The organism is Nocardia coffeae (genome assembly GCF_019890715.1).
Taxonomy (GTDB): Bacteria; Actinomycetota; Actinomycetes; order Mycobacteriales; family Mycobacteriaceae; genus Nocardia; species Nocardia jiangxiensis.
Window position 1 is genome coordinate 379,354 of sequence record NZ_JAINZY010000010.1, and the last position, 24,841, is coordinate 404,194.

Below are 24,841 nucleotides of genomic sequence, written 5' to 3' on the forward strand. Positions count from 1 at the left end.
AGTGAGGGGCGTGTGGCGGCACAGGGGTACGACGAGGAATTGCGAGCCGAACGGGACTATGTGGATGGGCTGTACGCGCGCCTGGATGCCGAGCGCGCACAGACCAAGCGGCGCTACAGCGCGGCGCTGCGCGGGAACGGACTGTCCCCGGTGGACCGCGACGTGGAGGTGCGCACACTCGCCACCCAGGTGAAACGACTGGACGTGGCGGACAACAAACTGTGTTTCGGCCGATTGGACGCCGTATCGGGCGAGCACGCGTACATCGGGCGGATCGGGCTGTTGGACGCGGACAACGACTATGAGCCGGTGCTGCTCGATTGGCGTGCGCCCGCGTCGCGCGCGTTCTACGTCGCCACGGCGGCGACACCGGAGAACATGCGCCGGCGTCGGCAGTTCTTCACTCGCGGGCGGCAGCTGGTCGAGTTCACCGACGAGGTGTTCGGCCGGCCCGGTGCGGGGGAGCGCGGGGACGCGGCGCTGCTCGCGGCGGTGAACGCACCGCGCGGCGAGGGGATGCGCGACATCGTGGCCACGATCCAGGCCGAACAGGACGAGATCATCCGGCTCGATCATGCGGGTGTGCTGGTGATCGAGGGCGGGCCCGGGACCGGGAAGACCGTCGTCGCGCTGCATCGGGTCGCCTATCTGCTCTACACCCAGCGCGAGCAGATCGAGCGGCACGGTGTGCTGGTCGTCGGGCCCAATTCGGCGTTCCTGAACCACATCGGCCGGGTGCTGCCGTCGCTGGGTGAATCGGATGTGGTTTTCACCACGACCGGTGACCTCGTGCCCGGTCTGCACGTCACCGCCGAGGACACCTCGAACGCGGCCGAGCTCAAGGGTTCGCTGAAGATCCTGGACGTGCTCGCCGCCGCGATCGCCGACCGGCAACGGCTGCCGCAGGATCCGATCACGATCGAGCTGGCGGATGTGACGGTGCGGATCGACGCCGAGACCGCGCAGTGGGGGATCCAGGAGGCGCGCGAGAGCGGGCTGCCGCACAACGAGGCCCGCCGGGTGTTCCGGGAGATCGTCGAATGGGTGCTCACCGAACGCGCCATCGGCCGAATCGGCAAGGGCTGGTTGACCCGTGGAGATCGCGAGGCATGGGAGCAGTTGCGGGGTGATCTGCTCGCCGAGCTCTCGGAGAATCGCGAATACCTCACCGCACTGGACGAACTCTGGCCGATCCTCACGCCGCGGGAACTGCTGGCATCGCTGTACAGCTCATCCGAAAGGTTGTGTGCCGCAGGCGCGGACGAGGCGCTGTGGCGAGCCGACGGTGCGGCCTGGACCGTGTCGGACGTACCGCTGCTGGACGAGCTGGTCGATCTGCTGGGCTCGCACGAGACGAAGGATGATTCGTCCGAACGCGAACGCCGTGCGCAGGCCGAATACGCCTCGGGCGTACTGGATCTCATGACGGGCCGCGAGGATTCGATGGACGACGAGGATCACCTGTACGCCACCGATCTGCTCTACGCCGAGGATCTCGCCGACCGGTTCCTCGAACGCGATACCCGCGAGCTCGCCGAACGTGCTGCGGCGGACCGGGATTGGACCTACCGGCACGTCGTGGTCGACGAGGCGCAGGAACTGTCGGAAATGGATTGGCGGGTGCTGATGCGCCGCTGTCCCGGCAGATCGTTCACGGTGGTCGGCGATCTCGCGCAGCGTCGTTCGCCCGCGGGCGCGCGATCCTGGGACGCGATGCTCGCACCGTACGTTCCGGGGCGTTGGGCGTACCGGTCGCTGTCGGTGAATTACCGCACCCCGGCGGAGATCATGAGTGTGGCCGCCGCACTGCTCGCCGATTTCGCGCCCGGCGTCCGGCCGCCGGAGTCGGTCCGGGCTTCCGGCGTACAGCCTTGGGCGCGGCAGGTCGATGCGGACGGATTGTCCTCGGCCATAGCGGAATTCGTCCGCGAGGAGGCGGGTCGTGAGGGCACCGGCGTCGTCATCGGACCACCGGATGTCCCCGGAGCGGTGACGGCATCGGATACCAAGGGCCTGGAATTCGACGCAGTGCTCGTCGTCGAGCCCGAACGCATCCTCGCCGACGGCCCGCGTGGTGCGGCCGAACTCTACGTCGCCCTCACCCGCGCCACCCAGCGGCTGGGTGTCCTGCACTGTGGACCACTGCCGCGTGCTCTGGCGGGCCTCACCGCGGGTTCCGCTGCGGTCACCAGCGGGGCGATGTAGCGCCGACGGCCGACCTTCGCCGGGTGCGGAACTCGGCGGAGGTCGGCTTCGGGCGCATTCCGGTGCACCGAGGTCGGGCCGAGCGGCTGATCCTCAGTTGCGTCTGAAGGTGATGGGCAGGCCGTCGCTGGGGAACGGCAGGGAGTGGTAGTCGATGGGCGCGACGTAGCCGGGATCGACGCTCCAGTGATAGTCGCGCAGCAGGCGGTGCATGATCGACTTCACTTCCAGCCCACCGAAATGCATGCCGAGACATTTGTGTGCGCCGCCGCCGAAGGGCTCCCATGCGAAACGGTGCGATTTGTCCTCGCGGCGTTCGGGGCCGAAGCGGTCGGGATCGAAGGTATGCGGATCGGACCAGTACTGCGACATCAGGTGGGTGAACTGGATGCCGATCACCACATCGGTGCCGGCCGGGATCCGAACCCCTTGGATCGCAGTGTCTTTCACCGCATGACGGACCAGGACCGGGACGGGTGCGCGCAGTCGCAACGCCTCGCGCATGACCAGATCGATGGACTCCAGACCCTCGAGTTCGGTCATCGACGGAGCCGGGCCCAGTGCCAGCGCCTCGGCGCGGCACCGGTCCTGCCACTGCGGATGCTGGCCCAGATACTGCAGCATCGTGGAGGTGGTGATGGTGGAGGTGTCGTGCGCGGCCATCATCAGGAAGATCATGTGGTTCACCACGTCGTCGTCGGTGAACCGGGTGCCGTCCTCGTCCTCGATATGGCACAGCACCGAGAAGATGTCGTCGGACTGCTCGGCTCGCCTGGCCGGCAGATAGTGCCGCAGGAAATCCTCGAGCACCTTGCGACCGCGATATGCCCTGCCCCAGCGCGTGAACGGCACGTTGCCGCGCACGATCCCGGTGGCGGCCTGCACGCAGGCGATGAACGCCTTGTTGACGCGCTCCATCTCGGCCGGGCCGGTATCGGCGGCGCCGCCCATGAACAGATCCGCGGCGATGTCGAGGGTCAGCTGCTTGAGCTTCCAGTACGACGGGAAGGCTTCGCCCGCATCCCAGTGCGCCACACCCTTTTCGATGGCCGGGTGCAAGCGCTCGGTGTATGCCTGCAGCCGAGGACGGGTGAACGCCTGCTGCAGGATCCGGCGATGCCGCTTGTGCTCGTCGAAATCGATGAGCATGAGCCCGCCGTGGAAGAAGGGGCCGACCAGCCGCGACCAGGCCGGTCCGTTGGCAAGCGCGCCGTCCTTGTTCGTCAATGCCGCACCGCATGCGTCGGGGCCGAGCAGCAGTGCCGAGGTTCGCCCGAGTGAATACATCGGTGCGACCTGACCGTAGTGATCCCATTCGCGTTGGAATACGGCCTGTGGATCTTTGGTGTACTCCAGCAGCGTTCCGATCACGGGTAGGCCGCGGTCCTCGCGGCGCAGGGTCGGGATCGGTCTGGTCTCCAGGGTGCCGGCTGTCATCAGGATTCCTCAGCTTTCTGTGATGCCGCTCACGCATAGCCTGATTCAGGAAGGGTGTCCTGTCAACCTTGATGTTCGTTTTCGCTGTGGCATGCTGAGGCCATGGCCGTGCAGTCAGGGGTCTATCGCGGAGCCACCGCCGCCGAGCGCGCGACCGAGCGCCGATCGCGCCTGCTCGAGGCGGGGCTGACGGTGTGGGCCGATCCGTCGAGCCGGACCACGATGACCGCGGTCTGTGCTGCGGCCGGGCTGAGCGAGCGCTACTTCTACGAGAGTTTCACCGGACTCGATGCGCTGCTCGAAGCGGTGCTGAACGAGATCGCGGTCGAAATCGAGGAGATCAGTCGCAGTGCCGCCGACGCCGCCGGGGCTGATCCGGAAGCTCGTATGCGCGCATCGATCTCCGCGTTCGTAGAGTTGCTGGTCGCGGACCCGCGCAAGGGTCGGGTCGCGATCGTCGAATCGGTGGCGGTACCCGAATTGCGCCGCAGGCGTACCGAATTGCTGCGTCACCTGGCCCACGAATCGGCGGTCGATGTGCGCTCCTGGATCGGCGACTCGGGGCGCAGCCGGATGGCCGACGAAACCTCCGGTCTGCTGTTCATCGGCGGCATGGCCGAACTGATCACCGCCTGGCTGGACGGTGCGATCGAGGCGACTCCCGAGGAGATCGTCGAAGCCGCCTGCCGTGCGCTGTTCGGCCTCTATCGCTGAATCGACCGGGCGGGATCGCTGAGCATCCGGGTGGGGTCGTGTGCTGGGCCTGCGTGTGCCGCCTGACAGAATGGCGGTCCGGCCGGCGCATATGAAGGGATGTTCAGGGTGGATCTGCCTGTCGAACTCGTCCAGGGGCTCGAACGGGCATGCGCGGGAGTTCCCGAGCGGCAATTGGCCGTATCGGTCGATCGGTTGATCTCGCGGTACCGCGATCCTCGCCCCGCCGCAGCGCCGATTCTCGGTTCGTCTGCCGACGTGACGGCCTACGCCGCCTACCGCATGCCCGCGACCTGGGCGGCGGTTCGCAACGCGCTCGGCCGGTTTCACCAGCTCGTACCGGACTTTCAGCCGCGGTCCCTCCTCGATATCGGTGGTGGCACGGGCGCGGCGCTGTGGGCGTCGGCGTCGGCATTTCCCTCGTTGACCGAGGCCGTCGTGCTGGATCAGGTGGACGAGGCGCTGCAACTCGGACGACGTCTCGCCGCGGGGGCCGCCGAGGCCGTGGTCCGTTCGGCGGTCTGGCGTCGGGGTATGGTCACGGACCTGCGGACGCCCGGACGGGCGGACCTGGCCGCCATTTCCTATGTGCTGAGCGAACTTTCGGACACGGATCAAGCGGCGGTGGTCGTACAGGCGTCCGAGGCCGCGGACGTGGTTCTCGTCATCGAGCCGGGAACCCCGGATGGCCACCGCCGGATCCTCGCCGCCCGAGAATCCCTGATGACCGCCGGTCTCACGATCGTCGCTCCGTGCCCCCACCGGATGCCCTGTCCCCTCGCCGAGGGCTCCGACTGGTGCCACTTCAGCGCCCGCATCAACCGAACTTCCTTGCACCGCAGGCTCAAAGGCGCCGAACTGGGCCACGAGGACGAGAAGTTCTCCTACGTCATCGCCTCCCGTACCCCGCACCTCCAGGCTCGGGGCCGTATCCTCCGGCATCCCCTCAAGCGCAAGGGATTGGTCACGCTGCAGGTCTGCACTGCCGAGGAGGGCGTCGTCCCGACGCTCGTCTCCAAGAGACAGGCCGAAACGTACCGCCGCGCACGAGATGTGCAGTGGGGCGACGCGTGGCCGCCCGATTCCCCGGGTGATTCCTGACGAATTGGCGATCCCGACTACTTCTGCGGAACTGAACTATCGACCAATTTGCGTTGGACCTATGACCAATTGTTTCCGTGGCCGCCGGACCGGAGACGTTCAACCGCCGACTCGTCGAGCAGTAGTATCGGCGTCCGGTCCGAGAAGGGGGACTCCTCGGTCGGAGTCCTTCCAGTTCACAGCGGTATGCGTGTTGCACAGTTGGGTTAGGGTGGTTGCCGACTGCCCCGGGGCCGGTCGGTGGCCCGAGGTGAGTGTGTCCGCACTCCTGTCGGGGCCAGCCGACCGGCCTGGGCGAGACCGTTGTTCGTCAGCCTCTGTTGACCGGTGGTGTGTGGTTACTTCGCTGGTGAGGTGGGCATCGGTGCAGTGATGGTCGTGAAGTACTGGATCGCGGCCATGACCGTCACCGGGGCAGTCACCAGCAACTGTCCCGCGAGAGTGCCCAGCGCGCCCACGGCCAGGATTCCGCCCAGGCACCCGACAGCGGCCGCCGGAATGAACGAGCCGAACAGTCCGACGATGGTCGCGGCAGCAACGGTCGCGCCGGCGATCCCGCCGAGCAGGCATCCGACCGCACCGCCCGCGACCCCGCCGACCAAGGTGCCGACCGTCGCGCCCGTCCCCACCGTGGAGGCCATGCGATTCCAGGCGGCTTGTTCACGGTCGTACGGAGTTTTCCAGGGAGCCGAGTCCTGGTACGGCAGGTCCACCGGCTTGTAGGTCGCGTGCGCCAGGTCGAACTGCGGTGTCAGCGTGGCGGTGCGGTCGTGGATCTGCGCGGCGATCGGGAACACGAAGTCGTCCACCCGGAACGACAGGTCGGTGCCGGCCAACACTTTTCCGTTCGCCGCTTTGATCTTGAACACGCCGTTGTCGGCCGTCATGGAGCCGGCGTCGGTCGAGATGATCGTGGAGTGGGCGTTCGTCGTGGCGCGGTAGTCGACCGTGCCGCTGGGCGCCGGCGCGGCACCGGCGGGGGCGGCGGTAACGCCGAGCGCGGCCGATATCAGGATCGCGGTCGCCGCAAAACGGGTTCCTTTGGTCGACTTGGACATTCGCGCGCCATCAGATAGGTTCGCTGATGCTGATTTCATTGGTTCCTCATCGTGCTTTCTTGCTTTCTCGCCCATTTTTGGGCGAGAAGAACTGAGCCAGAAGAATTTCCTGTCGATCGATTCCTTGGCTTCGTCGTGGTTGTGCGTGCGCGCGGCATCGCAGCGCCGGTGTGCGGGCTCAGACTGTGCTGATCAGCCATTTCTTTCCGGCTGAGCTGCTCGCAGATGCTTTTGGGCAGCGTGTATCAGGCCGGGTTTGCGAACACCGACATCTTTCGATATGGAAAATGCAGAGGCAGCCGACCCGCGGGTCAGTCGGTGTCGTAATGCATCATGAATCGGATTCGGTCGCCGCGGAGCCTGCGGCGCAGGTACATGGTCGGCACCCCATCGGCATCGACGTTGACGCCGCAGCGGAGCATCACCGGACTACCCGGGGGTACTTCCAGTAGCGCCGCGTCCTCGGTGCTCGCGAGGGTTGCGGTGAGTGAACGCCAGGAGTGCCGGAGTCGCAGATCGTAGCGTTGCTGCAGGATCTGGAACATCGGAACCCGCTCGGCGATCTGTGCGGTGAAGCCCGGGACCCGGCGGGTCTCGATCCAGTAGCTGGCCACCATGAACGGCTGGTTGCCATTGTGGATCAGGGTGTCGATCCGGGTGAAGGGCCCGTCCGCGTCGAGTGCTTCGGCGGCGTCTCCCGCGGTATCGCGATCGGTGAGATCGATCAGTGTCTCGGTCTGGTTCTGCTCGACCGTCTCGGCGATCGCCGCGGTACTGCCGGCGTCGGCGTCCGTGGACGGCATCGAGGGTAGGGCGAGGTCGATCACCATCGGCGGCTCGGCCACGTAGGTGCCCGATCCTTGCCGGACGGTGACGTATCCGGCGCGCGCGAGCTCGGCGACGGCCTGTCGGATGGTGAGGCGGTTGATTCCCCATTCCGCGGCGAGCTCGGGTTCGGTGGGGAGCCGTTCGCCGGGCAGGAGTTCGCGGTCGCGGATTCGGCGGAGCAGTTCGCGTTCGACCTGGCGGTAGACCGGGGTGCGGCCCTGTCGGCCGTTGCGCGTGCCGGTCATTTCAGCCCGGACCGGACGAAGGCGTTGACGACCTGACGCTGCAGCAGGATGTAGACGGCGAGGATGGGCAGGCACAGAGCCCCGGCGGCGGCCATCATTGCACCATAGTCGGTTCCGGTTTCGGTGATCAGACTGCGCAGCCCGATCTGGACGACCGAGTCCGGTCTGGACAGCACGAGCAGCGGCCAGAAATATTCGTTCCACGCCGTGACGAACAGCAGGATCGCCAGTGCCGCAAGCGGTCCGCGCAGCGAGGGCACGACGACGGTCCACAGCGTGTTCCAGTGCGAGCGGCCGTCCATGCGGGCGGCGTCGAGCAGCTCGCGGGGGAAGGAGCGCATGTGCTGACGCAGCAGCAGTACCGCGAACGGCGCGGTGATCTGCGGGACGATCACACCGGTGAGGGTGTTCAGCCAGCCCAGGTCGGACAACATGACGTAGTTGGGCAGCATGGTGACCTGGAATGGGACCAGCCAGGTGGCGACGAAGACCAGGAACAGCACCCGCTCGCCACGAAAACGCCAGCGCCCGAACGCATATGAGGCCAGCAGTGCGGTGAACAACTGACAGGCCGCGACCCCGGCCGCCATGAGCGCGGTGTTGCCGATCAGGCTGCCCAGCGGCAGCAGATGGGCGGCGGCCCGCAGATTGTCCAGACTGATCCCGGTGGGCAGTACGGACTGGCCCAGTACGTCGTCGCGCGGGCGCAGTGCGGTCAGGTACATCCAGATGATCGGCACGAGGCTGAACACCGCGATCGCGGCCAGGACCAGGTGACCGCCGACCGCCTCGAATCGGCGGGTGCGCAACCCGTTGGCGGGCTGGGTGATCGGATCAGTCGTCATGGAAACTCCAGCGGTCCATCAGCCACACCGCGCCCCAGGCGATGAGCCCGAAGCCCAGGAAGAACAGCACGCTGGCGGCGGAGGCGAGGCCGACGTCGAACGAGCCGAATGCGGTGTCGTAGAGGAGGTAGTAGAGGTTGGTGGTGGAGTCGCCGGGCCCGCCCTGGGTGAGGGTTTGGATCATCGGGAACATCAGCTGCGCGGCGGCCAGGACGGTCAGGGTGGCCATGAACAGCAGCGTCGGCGACAGGAGCGGCAACGTGATCCGCCGAGTGATCTGGCGTTCGGTGGCTCCGTCGGTGCGGGCCGCGGCCGCGTAGTCGTCGGAGATACCGGACAGACCCGCGGAGACGACGAGTACGGCGAAGCCGAGCAGCTGCCAGCCGACGATCACCACGATCGACCACATGGCCCACTTCGGGTCGCGCAGGAACGAGATCGGTGCGATACCGAACAGTCCGAGGATCTGGTTGACCAGCCCGCCGTTCGGGTCGAGCAGCCAGCGCCACACGATGGCGGTGACGACCGGGGCGATCAGGTACGGCGCGAAGATCGCGGTCCGGTAGAAGGCGCGGGCCCGGCCGTGCACGCGTTGTGACAGGAGTACGACCACCACCGGGATCACGATGGTGAAGGGCAGCAACGCGAGTAGGTACACCACTGTGTTCACCGTCGCCCGGCCCAATTGCGGGAGGTTGAATGCCTCGACGTAGTTGGACCAGCCCGCCGGGCGGGCCGGGGTGGTGGGCACGAGATTCCAGTCGTAGAAAGACAATTCGATGGTCTGGACGAGTGGCGAGTACACCCACACCACCAGCCCGGCCAGGGCCGGTATCAGGTACAGGTAGGGCGTCGCGCCGCTGGCGAGCCTGCGCAGCAGCGGCCTGCGGGCGACCGGACGCGGGTCATCCCGGGGCGGCGGCGGGACCGGTTCCACGAAGCGTCCGGGGGCCGGCCGGTCGAGGAGGGCGGTCATTTCGGCATGAGGGCTCGAGCGCTGGTCTGCGCTGCGGACAGGGTCGCGTTCGGGTCGGCGCCGCGGAACACGATCTCCTCGGTGGCCTTGTTCAGCAGGGTGCGGATCTGCTGGTAGTTCGGTCCCGGATAGGACACCCAGGGCTCCAGCCGGTCGAGTTGCGCGACGTTGGGCCGGACGAAGCCGGGGTGCGCGTCGGCGAAGGACTTCAGGTACGCGGGATCGTCGATCAGCGAGGCGCGCAGGGGGACGTAACCGATGTTCGAGGTGATCGTGGTCTCGCTCTCGGCGCTGGTCAGGAACTTGATCAGCTCCCAGGCGGCGCGTTGCTTGGCGGGGTCCTTCGTCATGATGAACAACCCGGATCCGGAGTTGGTGGGCACGGCCGGTGTCGCGCCGAAGCCCGGCATGGGTGCGGCGGCCGCCTGCCATTTGCCTGCGGAGGATTTGAGGATCGCGTTCTGCAGGGCCGCCGAGGTCAGCAGCATGCCGAGGTTGCCGCGAAGGAAGGCGTCCTGCGCGTCGTTGCCGGAGAGATTCGGCAGTGCGTTCGGTGCGGCCTGGGCGATCTTCTGCACGCCCGCGAACGCCTGCACGGTCTTGGGGTCGGTCCAGGGGAGGGTCTTGCCGTCCTCGGAGAGCAGCCGCCCGCCCGCGGAACGCACGATGCCGGTCAGGCACCAGTCGCCGCCGGAGGGTCCGTCGAGGCAGGCCAGGTAGGACCCGCCGCTGGTGCCGGGCACCTTGGCGATGGCGGCGGAGTCGGCGGCGACCTCGTCCCAGGTCTTGGGCGGGTTGGCCGGATCGAGACCGGCCTTGCGGAACAGGTCGGCGTTGATGAACAGCATGGGTGTGGAGAAGACATACGGGATTGCGTATGTGGTGCCGTCGACGTCGCCGAGCACCGCGGTCCGGGGCGCGTACGGGTGCGGCCCGTCGGTGAACAGTTTCCGGACCTCGTCGCGGCCCACGAGCTTGTCGATCGGCTGCGCGCCGAGATCACTGGCGGCGTACCGGAGGTCGGCGAAGGTCAGCTGCGCGACGTCCGGTGGGTGACCGGCGACGACCTGTCGCTGCACGCTCTGCGCGATCTCGTTCGTCCCGCCCTGCGGCGGCACGGCGTCGACGTGGATATTCGGGTGCAGACGCTCGAATTCGGCGACCAGATTGCGGGTGGTGTCGCCGAAGATGCCGGCGCTCGACAGGTTGTAACTCTCCCAGCGGATCGAAACCTTCTGTCCGGGAGCCAATTCGGGGATGATCGAGGTCGCCGCGCCGGGCCCCGAGCCGGAGGAGGTGGGGACGGTGGCGCAGCCGGAGAGTGCGGCAGCGAGCGCGAGCGCCAGTGCGGGAAGGGCGCGAAGGTACTTCATGGAGATCTCTTTCAGGAAGCGAGGGCGGGGGCCGGTTCGGGCTCCCAGGTGAGGCGCAGGCCGCTCTGCCGTGCGAAGAGGTGGATGTGTTCGGGACGCACCGCCAGGGTGGTGAGTTGTCCGGGCACGAGATGGATCGGCCTGGCGCCGCGGACGCTCACCCGCAGGTCCCCGACCTCGACCTGGGCGATCTCCTCGTTGCCGAGGTTCTCGACGATATCGACTCGCCCACGCAGAGTGGGGCCGTCATGGTTGGCGGGTACGGGCGCGAGGTGTTCGGGGCGCACACCCAGCAGCACCTCGCGCACGCCCGGGTCGCCCCCGGCGCGATACGGCAACTCGACCTCGATTCCGTTGGCGCGCAGGACGAGCCGGTCGTCGGGCCCCGTAACGAGTTCTGCGGGCAGCAGATTCATCGGCGGCGAGCCCATGAACCCGGCGACGAACGCCGAGGCGGGTTCGTCGTAGATCTGCACCGGAGTGCCGAACTGTTCGACCCGACCCTGGTTCAGCACAGCGACTTTGGTGGCCATGGTCATCGCGTCGACCTGGTCGTGGGTGACGTAGACGAAGGTGGTGTCCAGCCGGCGATGCAGTGAGATGAGCCGGGTCCGGGTGCTCGACCGCAGTTTCGCGTCCAGGTTGGACAGCGGCTCGTCCATCAGGAAGGCCATCGGCTCGCGCACCATCGCGCGACCCAGCGCCACCCGCTGGCGCTGCCCGCCGGACAGCTCCTTCGGGCGCCGGCGCAGCAGATGGCCTAGGTCGAGCAGCTCCGCGACTTCGTCGACGCGCCTGCGGATCTCCTGCTTGCCGGTTTTCCGCACGCTCAGCCCGAAGCCGAGGTTCCGCTCGACGGTCAGGTGCGGATAGAGCGCGTAGTTCTGGAACACCATCGCCAGATCGCGTTCCCGCGGCGCCAAGGTGGTGACGTCGCGCCCGTCGACCAGGATGCGGCCCTCGCTCGGCGGCAGGAGTCCGGCGATCATGCGCAGCAGGGTGGTTTTGCCGCAGCCGCTGGGGCCGAGCAGCACGAGGAACTCGTTGCGCTCGGTGACCAGCGAGACGTCGGCGACCGCGGTGGTGTCGCCGAAACGACGGACGATCCCGTCGAGTTCGAGGGTGGCCATCAGACCGCGGCCGTCATGGCCTCGATCGCCTGGGCGATCTCGGGAACGTCGTCGGTGGTGATCTGCGGCATCCCCGGAACCAGCCGGAACTCGGCGCTGACCGCGCCGTCGGTGACGGTGTACTCGACGTAGCCCAGCTCCTCGCGCGCCTCCGGAAGGTCGTCCTCACCGGGGGCGAGGAACGCGGTGGCGGGTGCCCACACCTCGATCGCGTTGTCCCGCTGCACATTTCGGTAGCGGTGCAGATGTCCGCAGCCGACCGCGCGCAGATCGATCCGCTTCAGCAGGCCGAGGAGGCGATCCCGGGCGACGGGCCCGACGTCGACCTGATGGTCGACCGGTTCGTCGGTCACCGACCACAGCGGCTTGTGCAGGAACAGCAGCACCGGGCGGCCCGCGGGCAGGTCCTCGAGGGTCTGCTCGAACCAGCGCCACTGGTCGGCCTCGAGCTGCAGGCCCGAGCTGAGCACTTCGCTGTTGATCCCGAGCAGGATCGCCTCCTCGGTGTCGTGGCGCCAGTGGCCGGGGCCGAACGCGGCCTCGTGCGCGGCCACGCGGTCATCGGTCACGTTGAGACCTGCCCAGGCATTCAGGCCGGGCATGCCGATGTCGTGATTGCCCGGGACCACCAGTAGCGGGGCGCTGATCAGGTCGAGCAGCTCCCGGGCGTGGGCACGGTCGGCGGCGTCGTCCGGATGCAGGACCTGAATATCGCCGGAGTGCACCACCAGGTCGGGCCGGACCTCCTCGTTGAGATGCTGCGCCAGCAGCCGGAAGGCATCGGTGGTGGGACCGCCCGACGCGGTCAGGTGGGTGTCGGAAATCTGCACGATCTTCATGGGTGACTCCTTGATTCAGTGGGTGAGAGCGGTGTGGAGATGGTCGATGGCCTCGTTCGGCAGGCCGTGGCCGGTGAGAAACGCACGGGCACCGCCGTATTCGGCGGACAGGACGCGCAGCATCGCGGTCATGGACTCGGGCCGGGCGCCGTGCAATGCCGCGTCGGCGGGGTCCGCGGCACCGGACTCGGTCGGGAGCGCGGCGAAGAATTCGGCGGTCAGGTAGTCGGCGGTGAGCGCGTAATCGGTGGCCACGACATCGTCCGGCACGCCGATGGCGGAGAGTACGAGTGCGATCACCACGCCGGTGCGGTCCTTACCCGCCGCGCAGTGCACCAGAGCGGGCAGCGCTCCCGGGCGAGCCAGGTCGGCGACGATCGTCGTGAGTTCGGCGCCCCGCTCGTGCAGGAGTGCCACGTACAGATCGCCGAGTGGGTCCGGCGAGTTCGCGGACAGCGCGGACACCAAGGACCGAGGGTCCAGTGCACGGCGCAGGACGTTCGGAACGAACGCGTCGAGACCGGTGGGCAGCGCCGTCACCTCGACGTCGTCGCGCAGATCGATCACTGTCCGCAGGCCCAGATCGGCCAGGTCGGCACCCGCGGTGAACCGGGTCGCGTCGGAGCGGAACAGGCGGCCCCAACCAGTCCGGGCACCATCCGCCACCTGGTAATCACCGATATCACGAAGGTTGTATGTGTTGCCGACCGGTAGCCGACGACACGCAGCTGATTGCGTCACGCCTTCATTCATCTAGATGAAAGTGTCGAGATGGGATCTGAACAAGTGAATGATCACCGACATCGAGATGTCGAAAGACTCGGCCATGAGGTGGGATCCAGGCGTCTCGGTGCCCGAAAACTGCATTTGACCTGGTATTTAGTATTGCCGAGAGAAGGGTGGGGCGCCCGGCCGATGCGGGATGCCGGCGTTGAAGATCGTCGAGGCCCTCGCTGGACGACTCGAACCGAAGGCACGGTCGGCAAAGCTTCACGCTCGTACGACGGTTAGCTACGGCGCAAAAACCCGTGGCGCGCTCCCGCGGCCAAGTCGCCGAACTGCGTATCGCATCTTCGAGATGCGTCGTATCCGCGTGCGGAATCGTGGGCGCGAAATGTCCGCGAGATCGCGTCGATCATGTCGCCTGCTTCGCCACGGGCACTATTCGCTTCGACCTCGCGCGGGGCCATGAGTGCCCGCATGGCATATTGGTGAGAGGCGTCACGCAGGGACCCGGATTGCGCTGATCGGCTGTGTCGGGCCGGTCATGACCTGACCGAAGATGTTCAGGGAGTACCGAATGCGAATAGCTCGTCTCCTGATTGCCGCTGTGGCGGCGGGGGTCGTAGCGGGCTGGGCCGGAGCTCCGGCTGCCCTGGCCGATGGGCTGGGCCCTGGTTTCACTGTGCCCGCGGAGCAGTTGGCGCGCGCTGTGCAGTGCGATGACGGCGCTCGATCGGGGCGGCCGACGGTGCTGCTCATCCCCAGCACCGGTGGCACACCGCGAGAGGTGTGGTCCTGGAATTACGAGCGAGCGCTTCCCGCGGCGGGTTATGGAGTCTGCACCGTGGCGCTGCCGGACCGCGCGCTCGGGCCTTTTGCGACGTCGGCGGAATATGCCGCGTATGCGGCTCTGTATGCCCACAGGGTGTCCGGTCGGCCGATCGCCATCGTCGGGCACAGTCAGGGCGGGATCATGGCCTTCTGGATCGCGAAGTTCTGGCCCGAGGTCGCCGATGCCGCGTCCACCGTGATCGGATTGGCCGCGCCGCTCGGTGGTACCGGTCTGTCCGACGGCCTGTGTGCCGGAGGTCGGTGTTCGCCGATCTCGTGGCAGCTGCGGAGTAATTCGCATCTGATGCACGCGTTCCGCAACGCACCGCTCCCGAGCGGCCCGGCTTACACTTCCATCGCCTCGTATCAGGACGAAGTCGTGTATCCGCAGCCCTCTGCGTCCTCCCTGCCGGGCGTGCACACCGTCATGGTTCAAGATGTCTGCCCCGGCCGGTTCGCCGATCATGGGCTGCTTGTGATCGATTCGGCCGCCTACGGATTGGTGCTGGATACGCTGGCGCACCATGGTCCGGCCGACGCCGCCCGTATCGATCACTCGCTGTGTTCACAACTCGCACTACCCCAGGTGGATTGGTCGGGTGCGACCGGCTTTCAGGCGACTCTGACAGCGGCGTCGGTCGGTTTGCTGAACCCCGCGAACTGGACTGTCGCCGAGCCGCCGTTGCCGGCTTATGCGGCTCGGTATCAGTAGCGGGCCCACACGCGTCCCCGGCTCGCGGTCTGCACGGTGACCGGCAATCAGCGCTGGCCGATTGCCGGTCTACGCTCGCGGGTTATTGTGCGACGCAATGGATTCAGAATGCGTAGCGGGCACGCATGCCCGGCGTCATCGGGGTGCCGCTGCGTCGATCGGCGTCGGCGCGAGGTGGAGTGCGGCGCGATCGGTCGGACCGGCGAGGTACGCCTTGGACAGTGGCGGCCGATCGTAGGGCAGCCCCTCGGGGTCGATGATCCGTACTGTGCCGTCGAATCCGCGAGAGCGCAGTTCTCGCGGTTGGTGCGGTGGAACGTCCGGGTTCTTTCCGCCCGGACCCGGACGTTCCCGGCGGCGGACGCGGACGCCTATGCGGTCCCGCGTCGGGGTCGAGTGATGTGGGGGAGAAGGCATTTCGGAGAACCTTGCCGGAGGGCTCCACGCCAGACGCCCAACCCGTAGGCGGCATCGTCGAGCCTGCGGGCCGGCAGGTGAGTCGCGGGATTGCCGGATGGCGGATGCGAGCGCAGCTCTGTGATGGTGTCGACGAGGATCGCGGCGGCTGTGGCGCGGCGGGCTCGGCGGGAGAACGGCAGTGCCAGAACGGTTATCGGGAACCAGTGTCGCAGCAGCAGTGCCGATATCTGGCCGAGGGTGTCGGTGGCGGCGCGGGCGGTGAGTTCGGCATGTAGCTGTGGCGGTGCCGCGACGCGGCGCAGGCGGTGGTGGATGTGCCTGGCGTGGGTCAGGAATGCGATGGCCGAGAGCATTGTGGCCCAACGGTTTTGCAGGAGGAGTCCGGTCGCTGCGAGAGCGAGGGCGGGAGGTAGAACCGCCGGTGCGACCTGTTCGCCGTGACGGTCGGCGAGGGGAGCGGCGCTGGTTCCGTAGAGGTATTTGCGGGTGAGCCACGGGCCGGGTGTGCGGCGGTGTTCGTGCCGGACGGTCACGTCGGCGACATAGCGTACGAGCGAGCCGTTGCGAGTCAGACGCCAGATGAGATCCACGTCCTCGCCGACGCGCATGGATTCGTCGAAGCCGGAACCGAGCGCGTCCGCGCGGGCGAGCAGACAGGCCGCGGGTACCCAGCCGACGCGCGAAAGCGGTTGTACGACAGCGGAGGTGGGGCCCAGGTCGAGTGAGGAACGGGTGTTCTCGTAGCGGGTGATCCAGTTCGCGTCGGAAGCTTCCAGGCCGAGGATGCGCGGGGCGACCGCCACGACACGCGGGTCGGCGAACTGGGTCAGCAGGCGTTGCAGTTCGTCGGCGGACAGTACCGTGTCCGCATCGCAGAAACCTACGAAAGGTGTTGTCACCGTTCGCAAACCGAGATTGCGCGCGGCGGCCGGACCGGCGTTGACTTCCAGTCGCACGAGTGTGGCGTCGAACTCCTTCGTGACCTCGGCGTGGGCGAGCGGATCCGGTGAGGCGTCGTCGACCACCACCACCCGCACGCCGGTGAGGCCCGCCAGCAGCCGTCGCAGGGCGTGGGGTGAATCATGTACCGGCACAACGACGGTGAGCTGATCGAGCGGCACCGGCTGGCCGGCCGAGGCGATCTGCGCGAGCCCGAGTCCGAGCAGTGAACCGGCCAGGCTCGCCGTCACCGTGTCGGAAACGGTGAATTCGCCGGTGTCGCCCAGGATTGCGGCGGCAGCGGGACGTATCTTCAACAGCCTGGTCGGGCTGCCGCCGAACAGCAGCCGCCCGTCGGCGAATCTGCGGACGGTCGAACCGAGCCGAATGACGGTGCCCACGGCGAGCCCGGACGAGCCGCTCACGTGCCGAAGCCTCCCTCGGCCCGCACCACCGACCCGTTCAGCACCGCACCCTCCGCCGAACAGCAGAAGACGATGGTCGCGGCGATCTCCTCGGGTTCGAGCACTCGCCGAAGACCTTGGTGCGCAGCGAGTTCGGCCGGATCGTCGATGTCGTCGTAGAGGGCGGCGGTGGCGGTGAGCATTTCGGTGCGGGTCGCGCCGGGCGATACCGCGACCGCCGACATTCCGGTGCCGACCAGATCGGCCGACAGGCCCCGCACGATCCCGATGACCGCGTGCTTGCTCGCCGCGTACCCGGCCAGGTGGAACAGACCCCGCTCGCCCGCCGCCGAGGCGACCGCGACGAATCGGCAGCCCGCCGGATCCGGCCCGGCCAGCATGACCGGAACCGTCGCGGCGGCGGTATTCCACACTCCCATCGCGTTCACCTCGAGCAACGCCCGCACATCGGATTCGGGTGCCTCCCACTGCCGTTGCCCACCGGCGATGATCCCGGCCGCGGCGACGGCCGCATCGAGCCGCCCGAATCGAGACAGTGTCTGTTCGACCGCGTCCCGAAGTTGTTCGGGCTCACGCACATCGCACACCACCGGCAGAATCCGATCCGGATCCGTCGCCGCCACCGCGGTCAGTTCCGCCGGGGAGGCCAGCGAATACCGCACCCCGGACGAAGCCGGTCCGGTCCCGCAGGCATCGACCGCGGTCACGTGGTAACCCCGGCGCACCATCTCGCGCACGGTGGCCGCGCCGACGCCGCGTGCGGCGCCGGTCACGAAGGCGACCCGTTCGGGGCGTTCATCCAAGCTCATCGACAATCCTCTGCACCATCCGATCGACCAGTTCCGCACCCGCCCGCGCACTCGCACCGGCCGGATCGCCGAGTACGCCGTTGGGTGACACCGCACGAACCCCGTTGCGCCGCAGGCGATCCATCAGCTCGGGTAACGGCTCGACATTCCCCGCGGCGGCCTTGTCCAGCGCGACGTCGCCGGGGGAGAGATACAGCATGATCGAGGTCTCGGTATGTCCGGCGTGCGCGTCACCGGCCACCGCGCACGGTAGCCAGCGCGCGTTGTGCCCTTCCGCGCCAAGGGTTTCCACGGCCGCGCGCAGCGCGCCGACATTGCCGCCGTGTCCGTTGACGAACACGACCTCACCCGCCCACAGGGCCAGCGAACGGGTGAGTTCGACGATCATCTCGGTCAGGACGGTCGTCCCGACCGAGAACACCCCGGGAAACCCCTGATGCTCGCCGCTCGCGCCGAACGCGACCGCCGGGGCCACCCAACTGCCGGTCCGCTCGCCCACTCGCTGCGCGACCGCGGTCGCGATGACGGTGTCGGTGGACAGTGGCAGATGCGGGCCGTGCTGCTCGGTCGCGCCGACCGGCACGAGCACCCTCGGGCGCTCGGGCAGGTCCGGGTAGCGTGCGGCGGCGAGCGCGGGCATCCTCAGCCGCCGAGCGTCCGGGTGAATCCCGGCTGCACGATGACGTCCTCGGGGGTGAGTTCGTGAATGGAGGTTTTGCCCAGGCCCAGCAGCGCGGAATCGATTCCGCCCCGCAGGATGTCCAGCACGTTCTCCACACCGGCCTGCCCGTTGGCGGCCAGGCCCCACAGGTACGCGCGACCGATCATCACCGCACGCGCGCCCAGGGCGACGGCCTTGACCACGTCGCTGCCGCGCCGGATTCCGCCGTCCAGGACGATCTCGATCTGATCGCCGACCGCGCCGGAGATGGCCGGCAGGCACCGGATCGGGGCCGGGGTGCTGTCCAGATTGTTGCCGCCGTGGTTGGACACCGAGATCGCGGTGACACCGGCGTCGACGGCGCGCTTGGCGTCATCGATGCGGCAGATCCCCTTGAGCATGAACGGGCCGTCCCATTCCTTGCGCATCCAGGCGATGTCGTCCCAGGTGGCCAGCGGGGTCTGCATCCACTCGTAGTACGCGCCGAAGAAGGTCGGCGCTTTCCCGCCGGGCGGCGTGAGGTTCGGCGTCGTCAGGTCGGGAATCGTTCCGGCCTTGGCGAATTCGTACGCCCAGCGCGGCCGGGCCAGCACGCTCAGCGCGTTCTGCCGCATGGCCTTGAAGTCGAGCTTCTCGGGGATGGTGGGCGAACCCCAGTCGCGGCCGTTGGAGAACGACCAGTCCAGCGTCGCGATCAGGCCCTTCGCACCGGCCGTGCGGGCCTCGTCCAGGCGGCGGGACATGGTGTCGCGGTCGCCCATCCAGTACGACTGGAAGAAGGTCTGCGGATTCGCCTCGAGCACATCCGAAAGCGGCTTGCTCGCAAACGAACTCAGCCCGATGGCGGTGCCGCGGGCGGCGGCGGCGCGGGCCACGGCGACCTCCCCCTCGGGGTGCACGGCCTGCACACCCGTGGGGGAGATCAGCACCGGCATCGAAATATCCTGTCCCAGAACGGAAGTGGACAGATCGCGGGTATCGGACAACCCCGCCACGTGCGGTGCGAAGCCGAGTTCGCGGAACGCGGCGAGGTTGTCGTCGTAGGACACGCCCGCCTCGGAACCGGCCAGCAGCGCGCTGTACACGGATTTCGGTAGACGTTTACGAGCGCGGCGCTGTGCTTCGGCGACGGTCTCGAACCAGGCGTTGGCCATCTGTGGGATTCCTTGTCTAGACGGGGCTTTCGGAGCAGGCGCGGCTGGGCATGCTGATGGGCATGCCGAGGGCTACCGCCTTCTTCTTCTTGCCCGTGTGGGAGTGGTCCTGCGAGGGCTTGGGCGTCTCGCCGGGTGTGCGGTCGGCCAGCAGTGACTCGCCGTATCCCTGCACACATTCGGGATCCGGGCCGTCCAGCGGCAGACCGGTGAAGAACTTGGCGGCCATGCAGCCGCCGCGGCAGGAGTCGTAGAAGTTGCAGGAGGCGCACGCGCCGCCGCCGGTGGGCCTACGCAGTTCCTCGAACAGCGCGGATTCCTGCCAGACGCGGTTGAATCCGCCGTCGGTGAGCAGATTGCCCGCCTTGAAGGTGTCATGGATGGCGAACGGGCAGGCGTAGACGTCCCCGATCGGGTCGATCAGGCACACCACGCGCCCCGCGCCGCACAGGTTCAGCCCCGGCAGGGACTCGCCGAAGGCGGCCAGGTGGAAGAACGAGTCGCCGGTGAGCACCGACTCGCCGTTGGCCATCAGCCAGTCGTAGAGCACGCGCTGATCGGCGGCGGTGGGATGCAGTTCGTCCCAGGTGTCCGCGCCGCGGCCGGACGGACGCAGGCGGGTCAGCCGCAGCGTTGCGCCGTATTTGTTGGCCAGCGCCTGGAATTCGTCCAGCTGATTGACGTTGTGCCTGGTCACCACGACCGAGATCTTCGCGTCGCGGAATCCGGCATCGGCCAGGTTCTGCAGGGCGCGGGTGGCCATATCGAACGATCCGGGGCCGCGGACCGCGTCGTTGACCTCGGCGGTCGCGCCGTCGAGGGAGATCTGCACGTCCACGTAGTCGGTGGCGGCGAGTTTCGCGGCGCGTTCGGGGGTCAGGCGCACGCCGTTGGTGGAGAACTTGACGCCGACATCGTGCGCGACGGCGTAGTCCAGCAGCTCCCAGAAGTCGCTGCGGACGGTGGGCTCGCCGCCGCCGATGTTGACGTAGAACACCTGCATGCGCTGCAACTCGTCGATGACGGCCTTGCACTGTTCGGTGCTCAGCTCGCGCGTGTCGCGGCGTCCGGACGAGGACAGGCAGTGCACGCAGGCCAGGTTGCAGGCGTAGGTCAGTTCCCAGGTCAGGCAGATCGGGGCGTTGAGCCCGCGTTCGAACTGCTCGATCAACCGGGGGACGGGCGCGGGAGCGGGGGCGGGTTCGGGAAGCAGAGTCGTCATGGAGTGCGGGCCTCCGGCTTTCGAGGGGTGATCATATTGCTGCGTGCCAGGGCGGCGAGCGCGGACACATACCGTTGCTGCTCGTTCGCCGGAACGCCGGCGCGGTCGATCGCGGACAGCGCCGAAGGGCATTCGGCGAGCTGTTCGACGACGCCGACCAGCTGCACCGACTTCAGGAACGACAGCTTGCGCGTGTGGAAGTCGTAGGCCAGCGCCCCGAAGGGCTCGCTGCGAAGCGAGACCGTCGGAGCCAGCTGCCACGCCGACCGGGCATCGAACGCCCCATCGGCACAGGCGTTCTCGTTCACCTCAGTAGACACCGCACATGCCATCGATCGAGACGTCCTCGACGAGGCTGTCGGCTGCGGGGTCGAGCTGGACCTCGGCCTGGGTCTGCTGGGCGGCCGTGCCGTAATCGGTGCGGTTGTGCTCGCTCATGACGCTCCTTCAGAGTGCTGAATGTGTGATCTGGATAATAATGGCACCGGAGGCCATAATGGAAGGGGATCGACGAATTCTGCTAACTTCGCTGAGTGAGCGACCGAGTGCGCAAGTCACCGGGCAGACCCCCGGCCACCGATCACGGAGCGATCGAGGCGGTGGCCTTCCGCCTGTTCGCCGAGCGCGGCTTCGACGCGACGTCACTGGACGACATCGCCGCGGCGGTCGGAGTGGGCCGCCGGACCCTGTTCCGCTACTACAAATCCAAGAACGACATCCCCTGGGGACAATTCGACGCCAGCCTCGTGCATCTGGCGGGACATCTGGACGACATGCCCGAGGACGTGCCGGTGCACGAGGCGGTACAGCGGGCGGTGATCGAGTTCAACCGGCTGGATCCCGCCGCGGTCGCCTCACATCGGCAACGGATGCGGTTGATCCTGGCAACGCCTGCCCTGCAAGCGCATTCGGTACTGCAGTATCAGCAGTGGCGTGCGGTGATCACGAATTTCGTGGCACGGCGGTTCGGCCTGGATCCCGGAGATCTGTTGCCGCGCACCGCCGGACAGGTGACGCTGGCGCTCGCGCTGAGCGCGTACGAGCAGTGGCTGGAGGACGCGGATTCCTCGCTGGACGCGCTGCTGGCGGAGACGTTGTCCGCGTTGAAGACGTATCTCGCCGCAGGCGTGGAGAATTCGGTCCGTCAGTGACCGAACGCCTGGTACAGCTCCGGTAGGAATCGGGACAGGTGGTGCATCTCCTGTCCGCAGTGCATCAGCAGATTCCGGGCCACATCCATACCCAGAACGACGTCGCGCGGATCGACCGAGGCGCCGCGTTCGGTGGCGCACAGTGCCTGTCCGGCATCGGGCGCGTGTAATCCGTACAGGTTCAGGTAGAAGCGGCTGCGCATCTCGACGCCGCCGGGCACCGGCCTGACCTGGTGTGCGAGCCAGCCGAGGTCCACGGGCGCGACCGAGCTGCCGACGCGGCCGAAGACGACGGTATGCCCGGCGGGCACGGTGAATCCGTGCTCGACCGGGTCGTCGAACCGGATCGCGAGCTGCTGGAGTTTCGGGCCGATGTACTCGTCGACATAGGACACGTTGCCGACGTACCTGCTGCGATCGGGCACCGGCGCGGCGGTTTTGTCGACGGCGATCGAGGCGTACATGTGCGCGTCGGGGTGCCAGAGCTTGTACCGGGCCGAATCGCTGGAATGCCACCCGAACCACCAATCCCACATCCGGGCGGTCACCCGGGGCATCTCGGTATGGCATGCCACCCAGGAGATTCCGGTCGCGGTCTGCCCGTAGCCGGTCTCGATCGGGAAGTAGCCCGTCGGCGCGAGATCGCGGGTGAGGTCGGCGACGTCGGGAATGCGCGTGGCCGGGACGGGCGGTCCGGCGAAGGCTTGCTGCACCGGGTCGGGCGCCGGGAGGGTGTGGGCGGCCATGAAGCGCGAGAACGGCTTTGCCCAGTCCTGCGCGGAATAGCCCGGATAGCGGGACGGACACGTCGGCTGATCGGCCCGTGCGAACGCTCGCGTCCACGGGCCGATCGCCAGCGCACCGCCCGCGAGCAGGGCGGCGCGGCGGGAGAGTCTCACACTGCGCACCATCGGGCGAAGATAACCCGGACCTGTTGCGGGCGCGCCCGGTTCGGCTGTTCCTGGGTAGGTGGCAGAGTCCGGCCGGACCGATTGGGAGGCATCACAATCGGCCGGTCAGGTGTGTACCGACACCGCAGACCCTGTTCGGCAATCGGCCGTCAGCGTTGCGTGGCGGCCAGATCCGGATGCGCGCGTCCGGCGACCACCGGCAGATCCAGGCAGGTTCTGATGCCGGGCTCGGCGGCGCAGACGTACGGGATCGAGTTGACGCAATGGTTGGCCGTGGCCACGATGCCCGGATTGCGGCGCAGGCCCTCCGCGACGCTGGTCGGCTGCCAGCCGTGGATGACCACGAATGTGTCCGGATCCCCGTGGATTTCGATCTCGTAGCGCTCGCCCTGCGGGCCGAACTCCCACGCCGGTTCGAGGTTCTCCTCGCCCATCAGCCAGTTGACCGCGATCCGCACCACGACCTGCTCGCCGATCGTCGCATCCCACTGGAACCGTTGGGCGGCAACCTTTCCCGGCTCGATGACGCCCATCGGCGAGTCGATCGGGGCGGTGGCGACCGCGACCTGGTGCGAGGTGCCGATCGTCGCCTCGGCGAAACCGAGTGTGTCCAGGCACATTCGGACCGACTGGGTGAAGCCGCCGGACAGCAGGCCGAGCATCGGGCTCTTGTGCGCCTCCTCAGGTGTGCCGCCGAAGCCCATCACCCAGCGCAGCACGTCGGGTGCGTTGTAGGTGCGCATATCGGAGAACTCCTCCGCGCGCACCGAGGTGACCGCCGAGGACATCGCCGAGAGAACCAGGGGATGCAGTTCGGTGGTGCCGCCCGGATTGATCCCGGTGCCGTGCAGGGTGACGCCCGCGTCCACGGCCGTCTGCGCGAGCGCGGCATCGCGTTCACCCGGATAGAACCAGCCCACCGGGGTGACGACGTTCTTGCCCGAGCGCAGAATTCGGGTGACCTCTTCGGTATTCGGCACCAGCGGGGTGTAGACCACCGCATCGGCATCGAGCGACAGGATCGCGTCGATGTCGTTCGACGCGGTGACCCCGAGCGGATCGATGCCCAGGATCTCCCCGACATCCTTGCCGTTCTTGTCCTCCGAATGGACGTAGCATCCGGCCAGTTCGAGTTCCGGATGCCGCAGCACGGCCTCGATCGCGGCCTTGCCGACGCCACCGGTCGCCCACTGCACAACCCTGAGCATGAGCCCTCCTCCGCGATAGCAATTCTTCCAGTGAGACGGTCTCGCCCCGGGGCAGTCTGGCATCAGTGCGCGCGCTTGGCTACCGCTCCGCTTCCGGAGATTCGCGGAAATATGCGGCGGCAGCTGGGCTTTCGTGTTGTGGATTCGTCTGTTCATCCCGGATTCGAGTCGGGCACAGGTACTTTGGCTGGTCCCCCGATCAGGCTTGCTGAGGTGCAGGTTCGGGGATCGGTCGCAGGCTGGGGTGGTGCGGTTGATTCCTGCTCTCTTCGATCGCCCGGGGGAATTGCCGAGACGACTGTGGTGGAGCATCGCGAGACCGCAGTTCTAGTGTCTGGACTAGTGTCTATAAAAGTGTTCGGACTTGTGCTACGGTCACCCGCATGAAACGGCTGGACGGCGGAGTCGTACAGGTCAGCGGCGGTGTCAGCGGCATCGGTGCGGGTCCGGTGGCTGCGGTGGCGTGCGCGGTGATCGAAAACTGCTCGATGATCGGCGTAACGCGACCCCGATTACGTCGATGACCGTTCGGATCGTGTTTCGGTGTGTGCCGGGCGACAGTTGGGCACAGAACCTCGACCGGGTCGAGGCCGTCGTGGACGACTCCGTGGTGGCGGGGACCGCGGATGCGTCCCGACCGGCGGGTGGTCCGTTCCGGTGACTGTTCGGTTGTGCGACAGCGATTTTCATCCGGCGATTCGCGACGGTCATGTCCGGCCTTCGCCCGATGTATCAGCTCTCGATCTCTAGAAAGGATTTCCGGCAGTGGAGACAACGCAGGTCGGAGTCGGTGCAGCGCCGCCGAATGCCGGAGAGGGCACGCGCGTCGGTGTCGTTCGTGAGACCGATTCGGGTGAGCGTCGGGTGGCGTTGGTGCCGAAGATTGTTGCGGGCCTGGTGAAGCAGGGTGTGCGGGTGGTCGTG

The 24,841-nt window shown here is 67.5% G+C and carries 24 protein-coding genes and 1 pseudogene; 7 read left to right on the forward strand and 18 right to left on the reverse strand.

Annotated elements, in window-relative coordinates; genetic code table 11:
• Positions 1 to 12 precede the first annotated feature (12 nt).
• Positions 13 to 2,205, forward strand: a complete 2,193-nt coding sequence (gene helR, locus K7711_RS32250; RefSeq protein ID WP_222974019.1) for an RNA polymerase recycling motor ATPase HelR — start codon at positions 13 to 15, stop codon at positions 2,203 to 2,205.
• Between the two features lie 93 nt (positions 2,206 to 2,298).
• On the opposite strand, the gene K7711_RS32255 is transcribed toward helR, so the two are convergent.
• Positions 2,299 to 3,642 (reverse strand): cytochrome P450, encoded by a 1,344-nt coding sequence (locus tag K7711_RS32255; RefSeq protein ID WP_222974021.1) that lies wholly within the window; start codon positions 3,640 to 3,642, stop codon positions 2,299 to 2,301.
• A gap of 102 nt (positions 3,643 to 3,744) precedes the next feature.
• Between K7711_RS32255 and K7711_RS32260 the strand changes: the two genes are divergently transcribed.
• Positions 3,745 to 4,356 carry a TetR/AcrR family transcriptional regulator gene (locus K7711_RS32260; RefSeq protein ID WP_222974023.1) on the forward strand — a complete coding sequence of 204 codons (612 nt, stop codon included), beginning with the start codon at positions 3,745 to 3,747 and terminating at the stop codon, positions 4,354 to 4,356.
• Positions 4,357 to 4,464: 108 nt separating this feature from the next.
• Positions 4,465 to 5,457 (forward strand): small ribosomal subunit Rsm22 family protein, encoded by a 993-nt coding sequence (locus K7711_RS32265; RefSeq protein ID WP_222974025.1) that lies wholly within the window; start codon positions 4,465 to 4,467, stop codon positions 5,455 to 5,457.
• Positions 5,458 to 5,795: 338 nt separating this feature from the next.
• Here K7711_RS32265 and K7711_RS32270 read toward each other — a convergent pair whose 3' ends face one another.
• From K7711_RS32270 to K7711_RS32305, 8 genes are all read right to left on the reverse strand, one after another.
• Positions 5,796 to 6,515, reverse strand: a complete 720-nt coding sequence (locus tag K7711_RS32270; RefSeq protein ID WP_222974027.1) for a DUF8020 domain-containing protein — start codon at positions 6,513 to 6,515, stop codon at positions 5,796 to 5,798.
• A gap of 311 nt (positions 6,516 to 6,826) precedes the next feature.
• On the reverse strand, positions 6,827 to 7,588 hold the full coding sequence (locus tag K7711_RS32275; protein WP_222974029.1) for a GntR family transcriptional regulator: 762 nt from the start codon (positions 7,586 to 7,588) through the stop codon (positions 6,827 to 6,829).
• Complete coding sequence (locus K7711_RS32280) at positions 7,585 to 8,433, reverse strand: carbohydrate ABC transporter permease (protein WP_222974031.1); 849 nt, start codon at positions 8,431 to 8,433, stop codon at positions 7,585 to 7,587. The genes K7711_RS32275 and K7711_RS32280 overlap by 4 nt, the downstream gene beginning before the upstream one ends.
• Positions 8,423 to 9,409, reverse strand: coding sequence for a carbohydrate ABC transporter permease (locus K7711_RS32285; RefSeq protein ID WP_222974033.1), 987 nt, complete (start codon positions 9,407 to 9,409; stop codon positions 8,423 to 8,425). Before K7711_RS32285 ends, K7711_RS32280 begins: the two co-directional genes overlap by 11 nt.
• Positions 9,406 to 10,782, reverse strand: coding sequence for an ABC transporter substrate-binding protein (locus tag K7711_RS32290; RefSeq protein WP_222974035.1), 1,377 nt, complete (start codon positions 10,780 to 10,782; stop codon positions 9,406 to 9,408). The genes K7711_RS32285 and K7711_RS32290 overlap by 4 nt, the downstream gene beginning before the upstream one ends.
• 11 nt (positions 10,783 to 10,793) lie before the next feature.
• Positions 10,794 to 11,912 (reverse strand): ABC transporter ATP-binding protein, encoded by a 1,119-nt coding sequence (locus K7711_RS32295; protein ID WP_222974037.1) that lies wholly within the window; start codon positions 11,910 to 11,912, stop codon positions 10,794 to 10,796.
• Complete coding sequence (locus K7711_RS32300) at positions 11,912 to 12,751, reverse strand: metallophosphoesterase family protein (protein ID WP_222974039.1); 840 nt, start codon at positions 12,749 to 12,751, stop codon at positions 11,912 to 11,914. Before K7711_RS32300 ends, K7711_RS32295 begins: the two co-directional genes overlap by 1 nt.
• Before the next feature lie 15 nt (positions 12,752 to 12,766).
• Positions 12,767 to 13,492, reverse strand: coding sequence for a tyrosine-protein phosphatase (locus K7711_RS32305; RefSeq protein ID WP_222974041.1), 726 nt, complete (start codon positions 13,490 to 13,492; stop codon positions 12,767 to 12,769).
• A 559-nt stretch (positions 13,493 to 14,051) separates the two neighbouring features.
• Here K7711_RS32305 and K7711_RS32310 point away from each other — a divergent pair.
• Positions 14,052 to 15,017 (forward strand): esterase/lipase family protein, encoded by a 966-nt coding sequence (locus tag K7711_RS32310; RefSeq protein ID WP_222974043.1) that lies wholly within the window; start codon positions 14,052 to 14,054, stop codon positions 15,015 to 15,017.
• 371 nt (positions 15,018 to 15,388) lie between these two features.
• On the opposite strand, the gene mftF is transcribed toward K7711_RS32310, so the two are convergent.
• The 7 genes from mftF to mftA are packed head-to-tail and all read right to left on the reverse strand — an operon-like array spanning position 15,389 to position 21,085.
• Positions 15,389 to 16,801 carry a mycofactocin biosynthesis glycosyltransferase MftF gene (gene mftF / locus K7711_RS32315; RefSeq protein WP_222974044.1) on the reverse strand — a complete coding sequence of 471 codons (1,413 nt, stop codon included), beginning with the start codon at positions 16,799 to 16,801 and terminating at the stop codon, positions 15,389 to 15,391.
• Positions 16,798 to 17,610: a mycofactocin-coupled SDR family oxidoreductase gene (locus K7711_RS32320; RefSeq protein ID WP_222974046.1), complete on the reverse strand. Its 813-nt coding sequence runs from the start codon at positions 17,608 to 17,610 to the stop codon at positions 16,798 to 16,800. Before K7711_RS32320 ends, mftF begins: the two co-directional genes overlap by 4 nt.
• Complete coding sequence (gene mftE, locus K7711_RS32325) at positions 17,597 to 18,250, reverse strand: mycofactocin biosynthesis peptidyl-dipeptidase MftE (protein WP_222974048.1); 654 nt, start codon at positions 18,248 to 18,250, stop codon at positions 17,597 to 17,599. Before mftE ends, K7711_RS32320 begins: the two co-directional genes overlap by 14 nt.
• A gap of 2 nt (positions 18,251 to 18,252) precedes the next feature.
• Positions 18,253 to 19,425: a pre-mycofactocin synthase MftD gene (gene mftD, locus K7711_RS32330; protein ID WP_222974050.1), complete on the reverse strand. Its 1,173-nt coding sequence runs from the start codon at positions 19,423 to 19,425 to the stop codon at positions 18,253 to 18,255.
• 16 nt (positions 19,426 to 19,441) lie between these two features.
• Entirely contained in the window at positions 19,442 to 20,647 is a 1,206-nt protein-coding gene (gene mftC, locus K7711_RS32335; RefSeq protein WP_222974052.1) for a mycofactocin radical SAM maturase, read from the reverse strand.
• Positions 20,644 to 20,955, reverse strand: coding sequence for a mycofactocin biosynthesis chaperone MftB (gene mftB / locus K7711_RS32340; RefSeq protein WP_308015047.1), 312 nt, complete (start codon positions 20,953 to 20,955; stop codon positions 20,644 to 20,646). Before mftB ends, mftC begins: the two co-directional genes overlap by 4 nt.
• A gap of 1 nt (position 20,956) precedes the next feature.
• Positions 20,957 to 21,085: a mycofactocin precursor MftA gene (mftA, locus tag K7711_RS32345; RefSeq protein WP_222974056.1), complete on the reverse strand. Its 129-nt coding sequence runs from the start codon at positions 21,083 to 21,085 to the stop codon at positions 20,957 to 20,959.
• A gap of 95 nt (positions 21,086 to 21,180) precedes the next feature.
• On the opposite strand from mftA, the gene mftR reads away from it, so the two are divergent.
• Positions 21,181 to 21,798, forward strand: a complete 618-nt coding sequence (mftR, locus tag K7711_RS32350) for a mycofactocin system transcriptional regulator MftR (protein WP_222974058.1) — start codon at positions 21,181 to 21,183, stop codon at positions 21,796 to 21,798.
• Here mftR and K7711_RS32355 read toward each other — a convergent pair.
• Positions 21,792 to 22,709: a DAPG hydrolase family protein gene (locus K7711_RS32355; protein ID WP_222974060.1), complete on the reverse strand. Its 918-nt coding sequence runs from the start codon at positions 22,707 to 22,709 to the stop codon at positions 21,792 to 21,794. The two genes, mftR and K7711_RS32355, sit on opposite strands and share 7 nt — an antisense overlap.
• Positions 22,710 to 22,858: 149 nt before the next feature.
• Complete coding sequence (locus K7711_RS32360; protein WP_222974062.1) at positions 22,859 to 23,917, reverse strand: NAD(P)H-dependent amine dehydrogenase family protein; 1,059 nt, start codon at positions 23,915 to 23,917, stop codon at positions 22,859 to 22,861.
• Between the two features lie 383 nt (positions 23,918 to 24,300).
• Between K7711_RS32360 and K7711_RS32365 the strand changes: the two genes are divergently transcribed.
• Positions 24,301 to 24,441, forward strand: coding sequence for a hypothetical protein (locus K7711_RS32365; protein WP_222974064.1), 141 nt, complete (start codon positions 24,301 to 24,303; stop codon positions 24,439 to 24,441).
• Positions 24,442 to 24,682: 241 nt separating this feature from the next.
• Positions 24,683 to 24,841 (forward strand): annotated as a pseudogene (locus K7711_RS49055) (NAD(P)(+) transhydrogenase (Re/Si-specific) subunit alpha); the annotation flags it as partial.